General features: G+C 40.9%; 13 protein-coding genes and 1 other annotated feature. Of the genes, 2 read left to right on the top strand and 11 right to left on the bottom strand.

Annotated features, from left to right (window positions below):
* Window positions 1–191: 191 nt before the first annotated feature.
* Window positions 192–272 carry a putative holin-like toxin gene (locus tag ACIGG7_RS14405; protein WP_224941345.1) on the bottom strand — a complete coding sequence of 27 codons (81 nt, stop codon included), beginning with the start codon at window positions 270–272 and terminating at the stop codon, window positions 192–194.
* A gap of 520 nt (window positions 273–792) precedes the next feature.
* The gene (locus tag ACIGG7_RS14400; RefSeq protein WP_397550065.1) at window positions 793–1,953 is read right to left on the bottom strand and encodes an IS256 family transposase; all 1,161 of its coding nucleotides are present in this window, start codon (window positions 1,951–1,953) and stop codon (window positions 793–795) included.
* A gap of 215 nt (window positions 1,954–2,168) precedes the next feature.
* On the opposite strand from ACIGG7_RS14400, the gene ACIGG7_RS14395 reads away from it, so the two are divergent.
* Together ACIGG7_RS14395 and ACIGG7_RS14390 are read left to right on the top strand one after the other, a co-directional pair.
* Entirely contained in the window at window positions 2,169–2,786 is a 618-nt protein-coding gene (locus ACIGG7_RS14395; protein WP_397550064.1) for an acetate uptake transporter, read from the top strand.
* 187 nt (window positions 2,787–2,973) lie between these two features.
* On the top strand, window positions 2,974–3,681 hold the full coding sequence (locus ACIGG7_RS14390) for a DUF421 domain-containing protein (RefSeq protein WP_397550063.1): 708 nt from the start codon (window positions 2,974–2,976) through the stop codon (window positions 3,679–3,681).
* A 52-nt stretch (window positions 3,682–3,733) separates the two neighbouring features.
* On the opposite strand, the gene ACIGG7_RS14385 is transcribed toward ACIGG7_RS14390, so the two are convergent.
* From ACIGG7_RS14385 to ACIGG7_RS14345, 9 genes are all read right to left on the bottom strand, one after another.
* On the bottom strand, window positions 3,734–4,651 hold the full coding sequence (locus ACIGG7_RS14385) for a ferritin family protein (protein ID WP_397550062.1): 918 nt from the start codon (window positions 4,649–4,651) through the stop codon (window positions 3,734–3,736).
* A 74-nt stretch (window positions 4,652–4,725) separates the two neighbouring features.
* Window positions 4,726–5,685 (bottom strand): GNAT family N-acetyltransferase, encoded by a 960-nt coding sequence (locus ACIGG7_RS14380; protein WP_397550061.1) that lies wholly within the window; start codon window positions 5,683–5,685, stop codon window positions 4,726–4,728.
* A 3-nt stretch (window positions 5,686–5,688) separates the two neighbouring features.
* Window positions 5,689–6,705, bottom strand: coding sequence for a serine hydrolase domain-containing protein (locus ACIGG7_RS14375; RefSeq protein WP_397550060.1), 1,017 nt, complete (start codon window positions 6,703–6,705; stop codon window positions 5,689–5,691).
* 64 nt (window positions 6,706–6,769) lie between these two features.
* Window positions 6,770–8,023 (bottom strand): tyrosine--tRNA ligase, encoded by a 1,254-nt coding sequence (gene tyrS, locus ACIGG7_RS14370; RefSeq protein ID WP_397550353.1) that lies wholly within the window; start codon window positions 8,021–8,023, stop codon window positions 6,770–6,772.
* 537 nt (window positions 8,024–8,560) lie between these two features.
* Window positions 8,561–8,770, bottom strand: a binding site (T-box leader).
* A 58-nt stretch (window positions 8,771–8,828) separates the two neighbouring features.
* Window positions 8,829–9,485, bottom strand: coding sequence for an O-methyltransferase (locus tag ACIGG7_RS14365; protein ID WP_397550059.1), 657 nt, complete (start codon window positions 9,483–9,485; stop codon window positions 8,829–8,831).
* A gap of 44 nt (window positions 9,486–9,529) precedes the next feature.
* The gene (locus tag ACIGG7_RS14360; RefSeq protein WP_397550058.1) at window positions 9,530–10,414 is read right to left on the bottom strand and encodes an SMP-30/gluconolactonase/LRE family protein; all 885 of its coding nucleotides are present in this window, start codon (window positions 10,412–10,414) and stop codon (window positions 9,530–9,532) included.
* Window positions 10,415–10,608: 194 nt separating this feature from the next.
* The gene (locus ACIGG7_RS14355) at window positions 10,609–10,905 is read right to left on the bottom strand and encodes a putative quinol monooxygenase (protein ID WP_397550057.1); all 297 of its coding nucleotides are present in this window, start codon (window positions 10,903–10,905) and stop codon (window positions 10,609–10,611) included.
* A gap of 24 nt (window positions 10,906–10,929) precedes the next feature.
* Window positions 10,930–11,565 (bottom strand): nitroreductase family protein, encoded by a 636-nt coding sequence (locus tag ACIGG7_RS14350; RefSeq protein WP_224940923.1) that lies wholly within the window; start codon window positions 11,563–11,565, stop codon window positions 10,930–10,932.
* Window positions 11,566–11,595: 30 nt separating this feature from the next.
* Window positions 11,596–12,030, bottom strand: a complete 435-nt coding sequence (locus ACIGG7_RS14345) for a MarR family winged helix-turn-helix transcriptional regulator (RefSeq protein ID WP_224940924.1) — start codon at window positions 12,028–12,030, stop codon at window positions 11,596–11,598.
* Between the last annotated feature and the right edge of the window lie 581 nt (window positions 12,031–12,611).

The raw sequence follows: 12,611 nt of genomic DNA, 5'->3' as shown, positions 1-12,611 counted from the left end.
CTTCCGTGAGTATTGTTTAATTCTTATGATAACAACAAAGAGAGGATTTAGAAACAATGAGATGGAATTACTATTTTCATAGAAACGTATAATATCGGGAATCTTGACATACCTTATAGGGAAAGGAATCCTTCAGAAAAAAATCCGAACTATGAGGCCAGTCATAGTCCGGAAAAGATTCTTGGAGCTTTCTACTTTTCAATATGGTTCAATAACGAAATGATAAAGCTTCCCGCTTGGAACATGAGCATGAAAATATAGTATTGCTCCATCCATCTCACCTCCTTTTAGAGGAAATATTTGTCCCCATTTGATATGTATGTAGGATTCACTCACTTCATGCGTTTTTTTGTTGTGAATTGAATGTTCTGGTGGGTAGAAACAGAAATCCTGGATGATCTTGTGCGAGATCTTCCAGGATTTCTGTTTTTCATGTGGGTTCAGAGAAGCGATGAACGGACGATGAGAGCCTTTATCAGCGAAATTTTCATTTTATCAGCGGAAATTAAAATATATCAGCGAAATTTTCCATTTAACAGCGAAATATCCAATTTATCAGCGAATTAGAAGATACGACCTGAGTCAAGTCCTTAATATTGTGTAAATTCCTTACTTGTCTTTTTCAACTATTAATCAGCTATAACTATTCAATTCAACATTTTTTTGCGAAACTTCCCTGAAGATATTCCTTCATATCCAGGTCAGGCTGTCAAAGGCTCTTCACTTTGACAGCCTGACCTGGATATGAAACCATTTGAATGGGAAGTTTCATTCAAAAATGCTTAGAACTTACTAAAAGGATTTTCTCTTTGAATAATTAGTTTGTTGATAATGGAACAAAACGGCTCCGACTAATCGAAAGGCTGACTGCGTGTTAGGGAAAATCCGTATGACCTTTTCTCTTCTTCGAACCTCTTGGTTCAAACGTTCTAAGCAGTTGGTGCTGCGGATATGCGGCCGAATTTCATCAGGGTGGTCCATGTACTGAATGGTATCTTCAAAGCCTTCATCAAAAATGGCCAGCGCTTTTTCATATTTGGTATCCTCGCTATATTGACTCATCAGCTCTTCTTTAAAGTTCCTCATATCTTCAATTTTGACAGCTTCAAACACCCTCTTTATCATGGTTCTAATTTCTTTAGAATCTTTCTTTGGGAGGTGTTGGATGATGTTTCGTTTAAAATGTACATTACACCTCTGCCAACTGGTCCCAATAAACTCACGTAGGACCGCCTTTTGAAGGCCCTTATGGGCATCTGAAATCACGAGCTTAGGGGATTGTAGACCGCGGGATTTCAGCTGTTGAAAGAATCTACTCCAACTCTCGTAGCTCTCGGCATGATCGACCATTAAGCCTAAAATCTCACGATTATTTTTTTCTGATAAAGCTGTCGCAATGTAGACGGCTTTTGAAACGACACGATGGTGTTCGCGGACTTTTACATACATGGCATCTACAAATATATATGGAAAATAATTTCCGTTCAAAGGTCGCTTAGCCCAATCATTAATGATAGGATCTAACTTTTGAGTCAGGGAAGAAACGAATGATTTAGAAACTGTTTCTCCACAAAGCTGTTCTACAATATGAGTAACCTTTCGAGTTGAAACACCGTTGATCACCATTTCAATCATAGAAAGGACAAACGCTTGATCACACCGTGAGTATTTTTCAAATACGGAAGGCGAAAAATCTCCATTACGGGTTCGTGGCACCTTCAATTTGACTTTTCCAACACTCATTGTAAAGTCTCGTTCATAGTAGCCATTACGATAATCTATACGATCAGTAGATCGTTCGTAAGAGGCTGCTTTAAGGTATTGGTCTCTCTCCCTTTCCATGTATTCATTTAAAACAAGAACGATGGCAGACCTTACAACGGTTTCGATATTAGAGTTAATCACTGCTTCTTTTAAAGAATCCAAATCTAGGTTAAACTGTAATTGAGTCATTTTATTCCTCTTCTCATTGTTTATCGTGGTTGAAAACAGTGTTGACAAGAAGGAATAAAATGACTCTTTCTTTTTACACAATTATATGGACTTAATCTACGACCTGTCTCTCACTGCAATCCATTTATGAAAGTTTCGCTTACATCATTTTTTCTATTGCATACAGTGACTTTTCCATGTAAATTAGTCAAGTATGTTTAATAGGAGGTATCATCATGAATCACACACAAAACACTCAGCGGGTACAAATGGCAACGGCCGATCCTTCTGCTCTCGGGCTTTTCGGTCTGGCTATGGTCACCCTTGTAGCCTCTTCGGCAAAACTCGGATGGACAGACGGCGTTTCGTTCATTTTACCTTGGGCGATATTCCTTGGAGGAATTGCTCAACTGATGGCAAGCTTCGGGGATGCCAAGCACAATAACACATTTGGAATGACGGCCTTCGGGGCATTTGGCTTATTCTGGCTTGGAGTCGGAACGTCCTGGTTGATTTCATTTGGAGTATTCGGAGAAAAAGCAGCGGCTGCAATCGATCCAGAGCAGTTGGGAATTGCATATATCGGGTATCTGATATTCAGTATTTTCATGACGGTTGGCGCCATGGAAACGCATAAGGTCTTATTCATCATTTTTGTCCTTATTGATTTCTTATTTATTGGACTCTCCCTTTCTACGTTAGGAATTGCACCTGAAGCCATGCACAAATTGGCGGCCATCTCAGAATTATTTATCTCTCTGTTCAGTTTTTATGGTTCAGCTGCAAGTGTCTTAAATACCCACTTCGGGAAAGAAACGCTTCCGGTTGGTAAACCATTCGGCGTGTTCAAATAAGAAAAGAGATAGACGATGCATCGTCTATCTCTTTTTTGTGACAAATTTTTAAATAGATCATAGCTGGAACGCGGATTTCATGAGTTGATTTTTATTCTTCACTCACTTCATAATCAAGAGATGCGTAAATACATACCACATTTTGGTTCATACTATGAAAAACAAAAGGACATAAAGGATGTTATGTATGGACGGGATACTATTCTCTATCATCAGAACAATCATCAGCTTTATGTTATTAATTCTGGTGACGCTGGTGATTGGCAAGCATATTAACTCTCATAAAACTCATTTTAGTTTTGCCTTATCCATTACGATCGGTTCTTTAATTGCGAATATGGGTTTCAATACCCACCTTGATTTCACTGAAATTCTCGGTTCCTTTTTCTCATTGTTTACTTTATATTACATACTGCTATTAATGACATCTCACAGTAGAACATTAAGACAATGGATATCCGGATGCCCAACAGTCATCATTGAGAAAGGGAAAGTGCTAGAAGACAATATGAAGAAAATAAAATTTACGTTAGATGACTTGAATCAACACTTGAGGGAAAAGGGTGTGTTTGACATCTCTGAAGTTGATTATGCACTATTGGAAGTCAGTGGTGAACTTTCCATTAAAAAGAAAGACCAATTTCAGAATGTAACGAAATTGGACCTTCATCTTCCAACTCACACCTCAAATTCACTCCCTGTAGAACTGATCATGGATGGAAGAATTATAGACAAAAACCTGACCCCACATTACAGTAAAGATTGGCTGGATAAGGAACTCCGCACTAGAGGACTAGCACTCAGGGAAATATATTATGCAGTCATTAGCAGTAATGGCTCATTGTTTATAGACAAAGTTCAAGACCACCTACACTACCCAACGGATATCGAATAAAGAGAGATAGGCGACTGCCCAAGGAATCAGCCAGCCGCCTATTATTTCTATTCTATACTCTTGCTAATCCCCTCTCAAATGCTGCAAGGTGATTCTGCGAAGCATTCCTCAGCTGTGTGAAGACGACCCGCACATCCTGAGGAAGCGGGTAGGCAAGAAAAGTATCATACATCGAAATATTATCGACTTCTCCCTCCACCCCAGCGCTATAGGCACTTTTTATTGATTCCGGTGTGGTCACATACGATTGTGACTGATCTTCCGGTAAAGGGAGTCCATATTGCTGGAATAATGTCTGCAATGCATAAATATGACGGAGCTCTGCTTCTTTAATTCTCATAAAAGTAGGGACATTGCCGAAATTCTGAATGATCCGATCGTATCTTGCCTGTGCCAGATATTCATCCTGCATGGCATATATAAGCATTTGAGGAACCGTAAGCGACGGGGCAGCAAGAGCCCCTTTTGCTCCATAATCGGCTTGTCGGAGAGTATTTCTCCTTCCTTTATTCATCGTCAAATAATACAAAAACCAGACAGCGTGATTCTGTTCATCTGCTGCAGCTCGAAGAAATGTTTCCTTTATATAGACATCCTGTGCCCCATTTGAAATCTCATGATAAAAATCAACCGTTTCCTGTTCATCCTTAAAGGCAAATCGGAGTCCATCGTAATATCGATCCGGACAACCTTCCTGCAATTGAGGACGCGGCTCGACTCCGGTTAAGTTCATATAGATATCACTGAATGCTTTAAAATGACGTTTTTCATCTTTTCGAATTTCAAGGATTCGAAGTCTTTCTTCCTCAGTAGGAGCAAGAGCCGAAAGCTTTTTATAGCAGGCAATCGCACTGTATTCGCCATTGATGGCTTTTTGGAGATCATCCACCAGGAAATGAGTTTCTGGCACCCGGTAGTTGCCATTCAGGTTGAAAGGCTTGAATTGACGGTAATAATGATATGGATTCATTTTAATTCTCACCTCTTTTATCCAGTCAATACTTATAATATGACTAGAAGAAAAAATGGGTGTTTGTACCTGTACTACTTTTTCATTCTATGTGCGTGAGCTTCCAACAAGTCCTCCACCAAAATCCCATCAATTTTCATCCCCGATATTTCACAGTCAGAAATGTCAACATTCTTTAAACTGCAGTTTTCAAACTTGGATCCTTCAAGAACACATCGTTCAAACGTTATCGGCTCTCCTTCATCACCAAGATTAGTATCATGAACATGTAAGCCTCCTATAGAGACGTGAGCGAATTCACTATACGAAAGATTGAGATCAGCGATTAGTGCTTTTTTGAAGTTGATATTTTGAAAACGGGATCCTTCCAGGTTACAATTGCTAAACTGTACTCCCGTCATACTACTGTTGCTAAATGTGGCATAACTCCCGTTGATCCCGTAGAAGTCGGCTCTCTCCACGCTGCAATGTTCCAACTGATGTCCGGAAAGATCCACGTCTTTCATAATGTCACCAAAGATTGTCAGTTCTCTTGGTTTACCTCCCGAACCGTTCGCATCATTCATTTTTTTCTCATAGCAGTATTCATCAGGAGATTCGAATAATTTTTGGTATCCCATTTTTTCATAGAATCGGTGATTGTTCAGCTGTAAGCTCGAAGTTTCAAGTTCCCAGGACACCACATGTGCATATTCACGTTCCATAAGCTTAATCACTGTTGATCCGATTCCTTTCCCTTGATATGCAGGATCAATAAATATCCGATCGACCCGTCCATGGCGTCTGCCAATGACCGTAAGAATCAGCCCACCAACGATGCCCCCTTCAAAAACGACCTTAAAATAATCCAATTCCTTTAACATATAAGTATTCATTTCTATTGAATCATAGCCCGGTGGCTGAATGTTAGTATCCACGATTCCAGTCCGATCTGGAAACCATTTCATTTTTTCAGCATCGAACACTTTCGTTTGAACAGCGGTAAGGACAGAAACGTCCTCGATATGTGCTTTCTCGATTCTAACTGAACTCACAGTCTATACCCCTTTATTACTATTGAAATAGGATTCTATCAATTGTAAAACACCATAAGCTCCGGAACTTTTATTTGATAATACAACTGCTTTGGTATCGGTTTCCGGGTAAAACGCAGAATGAAAGCTTACTCCTGGATCGTATCCCATAATGTGATGTTTATCAGGTAGATTCAGCCACATTCCATAGCCGTAGTCCACCCCTACCTTCACGTTGACATGGGGTTCGGTTATCCGCACAGTATTTTCTGTTGTCAGAAGCTTATTTGCCAATAAAGCTTCCCAAAACGAGATCATATCGGGACCCGTCACGAAGGCTCCTCCGTCTGCCCCACCCTGGATGGGAATCGAATAGGAATTGGTTCTCCAGGTGTTGTCTTTTTCTTCAATATAGCCGATGGCCGTATTCCTAGGTAAGCGATCAAGAAGGAAATATCCCGAACCATTCATATTCGCTGGAATGAAGATATGTTTCTCGATGTATTCCTGCACACTCATTCCAGAGAGCCTCTCGATTATCAACCCCAGAATGATATATCCTGCATTGTTATAATGGAAGCTCTCACCAGGAGGAAACTTCATAGGTAAGTCCTGAAATAATGGAAGAAAATCTTCTCCACTTCGAACATGGTACATGGGAATCTTCTTCCATAAATCCTCGAAATCATCCATCTCATCCTCGTCAAAATAATCCGGAATTCCAGGCGAGTGTGTCAATAATTGCTGAATGGTCACATTTTCATTAAAATGTGGAAAATGGTTGGGCAGGCAATCCTTCAACTTCGTTTGAAATGACAACAATTTCTTTTCAACAAGCTGACAGATGGCCACAGCCGTAAATAATTTACATCCTGAAGCAATTCCATATCTCGTATGGACCGTATTTTCACGTTCATTACTGCGGTCGGCATACCCAAATGCAGATTCCACCAGAGATATTCCTTTATTGTTCACGATCACAGTCCCTGAAAAATCATTTTTCTCTGCATAGTCTTTGATCCTAGTAGATAGTTCTTTCATGTAAGCATCCATCCCTCTCCTGTAAAATAGCTTTAGCGAAAAGACTCCAAATGATCAAGAAGTGTTACTCATTGTCCCATCTCAGTCGTATAAATTTCCTTTTCCCCACCTGTACGACCATTCCATCTGCAACATCCACTTCTGTCTGAACATCCAACACCTTCTTACCATTGATCCTGATGCCTCCATTTTGGATCATCCGGCGCGCTTCACTCTTTGAACTTTGCATGTTTAAAGCCACTAGTAAATCGATAATGGAAACCTTCTCTTCACCAGGCCAATCCTGCTCAGGTATATCATCAGGGATTGCCCCTTTTTGAAAGATCTCCTTGAACTGGTTTTCTGCCTGATCGGCTGCGTCTTTTCCGTGGTACATTCTCACAATCGTTTTTCCTAAAAGAATTTTGGCATCTCTCGGGTGAATTGATCCATCACGAATTTCACCAGCGATCTTCACCTTCTCTTCCAATGAAAAATCTGTTATGAGATGAAAGTATTTTGCAATCAATTCATCAGGTATCGACATCGTCTTCCCAAACATTTGATTGGGATCTTCATCAATTCCGATGTAGTTATGCTTTGATTTGGACATCTTCTCGACCCCATCAAGACCTTCGAGTAATGGAAGTAGTATGACCACTTGTTTCTCCTGATTGTAATGTTCCTGTAGATGTCTCCCCATCAGGACATTGAACTGCTGATCCGTTCCACCAAGCTCTACATCACTTTCCAATGCAACGGAATCATAACCCTGCATCAATGGGTAAAAAAATTCATGAAGTGAGATTGGCTTCCCTTCTGACAGCCGGTTCGAGAAATCATTTCGTTCAATCAATCGCGCGACGGTGATCTTTGAAGATAAGTGAATGACATCTTCCAAATCAAGTGACGACAGCCATTTTGAATTGTAATGAAGCTCCACCTTCTCCTTGTCCAGGACTTTGCCAAATTGCTCAAAGTAAGTCCGGGCATTCCTCTTCACTTCTTCATTTGTGAGCTGCTTCCTCGCAACTGACTTCCCGGTGGGGTCTCCGATTTTCCCGGTGAAATCACCGATAATGAGCTGCACGATATGACCGTTTTCCTGAAACTTCCTCAATTTATTCAGTACAACAGTATGGCCGATATGAACATCGGGTGCCGTCGGATCCAGACCCAGCTTGATTTTTAACGGAGTGCCCGTTGAAATTGACTTTATCAGTTTTTGCTTTAATTCTGCTTCTGGAATGATTTCATGCACGCCATTCTGATATTGTGCCAGCTGCCTTTCGACTTCGAGCTGCTGAACTTTTGATAGTGATTCCCATTTATGATCCATCATCTTTCCTCCTAGTTGTTAATGGGTGAATTTGTTGACTCAAAGAAGAGATTTTGAGTTGTTATTATGTTGTGGCGGTTCGCTGATATATTGACATTTTCGCCGATAAATTGGAGATTTCGCCGATAAATTGGAGATTTCGCCGATATAATTACGATTTCGCTGATATATTCTCGATTTCGCCGTTAAAATTAGGATTTCGCTGATATATTCTCGATTTCGCCGTTAAAATTACGATTCCGCTGATATATTCTCGATTTCGCCGTTAAAATTAGGATTTCGCTGATATATTCTCGATTTCGCCGTTAAATTAAAGATTTCGCTGATATATTCTCGATTTCGCCGTTAAAATTACGATTTCGCCGATATATTCTCGATTTCGCCGTTAAATTAAAGATTTCGCTGATATATTCTCGATTTCGCCGTTAAATAAAATTTTCCGCCGATATATTCCAAATTTCGCCGTTAAAACTATTTGAGCTACTCTCCACCACTACCTTCTCGGTTCCTTAACACCAAAAAACCACGCCCCTATAAAAAAGGGACGTGGTTAACGCGGTACCACCCTAATTGAAGATCTCTCTTCCACTCTATTCGGATAACGGACCGGCCGTTCTCTGCTACTCATTCGTTCACAAAGAAAGTTCAAGGAGGTAATTCGTGCTCATCTGTGTACTGATTTTCACCCGGCATCAGCTCTCTAAGACAGGGAGATAAGTCACTACTGATTCCCATCAAAACATGTATAATTTGAAATTTTTATCCATTTTACAGGATAATTCAGGAAAGTACAATAGGGATTTTTCTATTCTTTCACTATTCCCATTACAAATCCATCGTACCCCTTCGATCCAACTGTCTGCACGACCGTCGAATCGATTCGGTCTTCTTGCGATAACATTTCTACAAATGCTCGTACTCCTTGAACGCTTTCATCCTCACTATCTTTATCTATCACTCTTCCACCGCGAACCACATTATCGGTAATGATGACCGCCCCTGGTTGAGACAATTGAAGTGCCCATTTTAAATAGTTGGCATTGTTTTGTTTGTCTGCGTCTATGAAGATGAAATCAAATGTGCCTTGAAGTGTAGGCAGGGTGTCGAGTGCAGCGCCAACTTTGATTTCCACTTTTTCTTCTACACCGGCTTTTAGAATGTTTTGTTCTGCGACTTTTGCATGTTTTTCACTATACTCGAGTGTCACAAGCCGGCCGTCCTCCGGTAATGCCCTGGCAAGCCAAATCGTACTGTAGCCTCCGAGTGTCCCGATTTCCAGAATTCGTTTCGCCCCTTTTAACTGGGCAAGCAATGAAAGGAATTTTCCCTGATTCGGGGATACATCGATTGCAGGCAGGTCTGCTTCACTATTTGCATGTAGCACCGACTCCATGATTACATCTTTTTTTTGCAGTTTAGTAGAATAATATTGATCGACTTTTGCCCAAATATCTGCTGGCATTAAAAAATCACTCCTATTAGTTTACATAATATTATTATGTATATTTATTTTAATGAATTATCATTAAACACAAAATTCCTTATACCTTTAATATTCGTTTTGAATGTAAAGACCCCTCCAGAATGTGGATAGTCAGTCAACTGTTCATCTGTCATTCTCGTTCTCGCAGAGGAAATATAAAGTTCATCGAGATCCGCACCACCGAACGCACAAGACGTCACATTCACTGCGGGAACCGGAATAAATTCCAGCTGCTTGCCGTTATGTGGATTCCACCTGGATATCCCCTTCCCTCCCCAATGGGCAATCCACAGCATTCCTTCTTCATCGATTGTCATTCCGTCAGGCAATCCTGCACCAACAGGGAATTGGATCACCACTTCAGGGTTTTCAATATGACCGGTGTCTAGAAAATATCGATATCGGACCACTTGTTTCGTAGGAGTATCGATAAAGTACATAAAGCGGTGATCCGGTGACCACGCAAGACCGTTTGAAGTGCCCACGTTATCGACCTTTTTGGTAATTTGAAGGGTTGAGTCTACAACATATAAAGCCCCATTCCCATCTACCCCTGTATTATCGGTCGTTCCAGCCCAAAAGCGGCCGGCTGGATCACATTTACCATCATTGAAGCGGTTTTCTTCTATGTGACTTTCCGGATCCACGACCTTTTCTAGATTACCCGTTTCCCAATCGTAAAAATGGATGCCGTGTTGAAGTCCAAGGATCATGCGTCCACTGTTGGTCTGAGAAAGACAGCCTACGGATTGATTCAAGCGGACTTCATCCAACTCATCTTTCAGAGTATGTAAGCGGAAGATCTTCTTTTCTATAATGTCCACCCATAAGAACATATTTCTTTCAGGATCCCAACAAGGGCTTTCCCCCAGAGTATTTTGTGCGTCTACTCGCAACCTGACTGACATTAAAAAACTCCTTTCAATGAATAATTCTCGTTAATTCCTGTAAATTCCTTTTTATTCTTCAAAATCCTCCCTGCTTCACCAAGACCGGAAAGAAAATCACAAGCATAGAGGAGGACTGAACTTTTTGAATCGCTCTGAATCATTTTTCATTAATAAAAAAAGCACCCAGCCAATGCCGGATGCTTCTGTAAAATTTATTTCTCGATTTTATTTCCATCATACATTTTCACATTTAGTGGTGCGGTTAAATATTCGGGAGCCCTTCCTACGAATGATGTGAAATGGTCACTCCCATTATGACTCTCTACGGCTGCTGAGTCTTTCCATACTTCAACCATAGTATAGACATGATCTCTTTCGGTATCTTTCATTAAATCGTATGAGATATTCCCTTCCTCGTCTCTGGAGGAAGAGACAAGGGGACGGATTTCTTCTAAAAATGCCTGTTCTTTAATAGGGTTTATCTGAAATTCAGCGTGAATGATAATCATTTTAATTCTCCTCTATTCGTATTATTATTTCCATTCTGTGATGGAGTCAACTGGTAATCGGACGGATTTATATCCTGCATCTGCCGCTTTCCCAATTGAAATTAGCATGACTGGGTAGTAGCGGTTTTTATCCATGCCATAAGCATCGGCAATCTGATCTTTTTCATAGCCGCCAATCGGATTTGTGTCATATCCGTGGGCTCGAGCAGCAAGCATCAGCTGCATTGAAACCAAGCCAGCATCGATAAGATTCATTTCCCTGAACATTTCGACGGGAACTGATTTAAGTAAATCCTTAATAGCAGGGAGCTGTCTGTCTCTTACTTCTGCTGGCATATATCCTTCCTCGACGGCCTTATTATAAATTTCGTCTGCATAATCCAAGCTGTTCATATCTACAAATACTGCAATAACGGCTGAAGATGTCTTGACTTGCGTTTGATTGAACTTTGCAAGTGGAGCAAGGGTTGCCTTTCCTTCTTCGCTGTCAATGACAACAAAACGCCACGGCTGAAGATTAAGGGATGATGGAGCAAGAGTAGCCTCCGTGAGAATTTCTGTCATTTCTTCTTTGCTGATTTTCACTGATGGGTCATAGTTTCGGATGGAGCGGCGCCCCGTGATAATTTCATTGAAGTCATTGATTTTTGTTTGGTTCATGATGCATTCTCCTTTTTGTTTCACTATTATTTACGATTCAATGTCTTTCACATTGACTTGAATACGATTAAGCATATTTGATAAAACGGAACGTTCCTCTTTTGTGAACGTCTTAAATACTTTAGAGATGAAGATTTCTTTTTCTTCCCGATAGGCATTTATCTTCATTCGTCCCTCTTCCGTCAGGCGAACGAATGTAAACCGGTTGTCGTCAGGGTTTTTCCGACGCACTACCATCCCTTTACCTTCAAGCTGTTTTAAATGCCTGGTTACCGCCGCACTGTCAATATTCACTTCGCGTTGAAGGGCTGTCTGACTGATTTCTTCCACTTCGAACAACCTGTGCAACAGTTCCAGTCGAGATTGACTGATTCCAGTGCAGCGTTCAAATTTCGGACTCATTTGCTTATATATATCATTGAGTTGAACAATGATCTTCTCTTCTTGTCTACACGAATTGGACATAGCATCCTCCTCCTTTTTATTAATTGATAGGTCAATCATTGACCCGTCAATTAATATAATACAAATGAATTTTATAGTCAATCAATCCGTTTTTATTAAAGGCTGTTTTCGTAAACATTGTTGCTTTTGGATGTAGCGAGTGGCGGTTGATTTCCGCTACAGGTGCTCGCTTTCCGCGGGGCTGGCGGTGAGCCTCCTCGGCTACGCCTGCGGGGTCTCACCTGTCCAGCGTTTCCCGCAGGAGTCGAGCACCTTCCGCTCCAATCAACTGACGAAAACTTTGACTATCATAAAGGAAATGTGGAGGTTGCTTATGCCACTGCTTTTTCATTCGTTGCAGTGACTGATTTTATTTAATAATCCTTTACTCTTTTTAAACTGATGGTCACAAATCATTATGCCCTGTCAACCACTTACTACTCTAGAGGGTGAAGGGAACTGCGTAGACTCCTACGGAAAACGGGCGTGTCGAGACCCCGGAAGCGTTTTTGAGCTGCACCCCTATTGTTGGACACCCCAATCAACAATAGGAGGTGCCCGCACCAATGGCCAAGTTTACACAGGAACATAAACTTTACGTT

This window comes from Rossellomorea sp. NPDC077527, assembly GCF_044542955.1.
GTDB lineage: Bacteria > Bacillota > Bacilli > Bacillales > Bacillaceae_B > Rossellomorea > Rossellomorea aquimaris_E.
The sequence above is the reverse complement of the archived record's forward strand: the minus strand, read 5'-3'. Positions and strand labels throughout refer to the sequence as shown.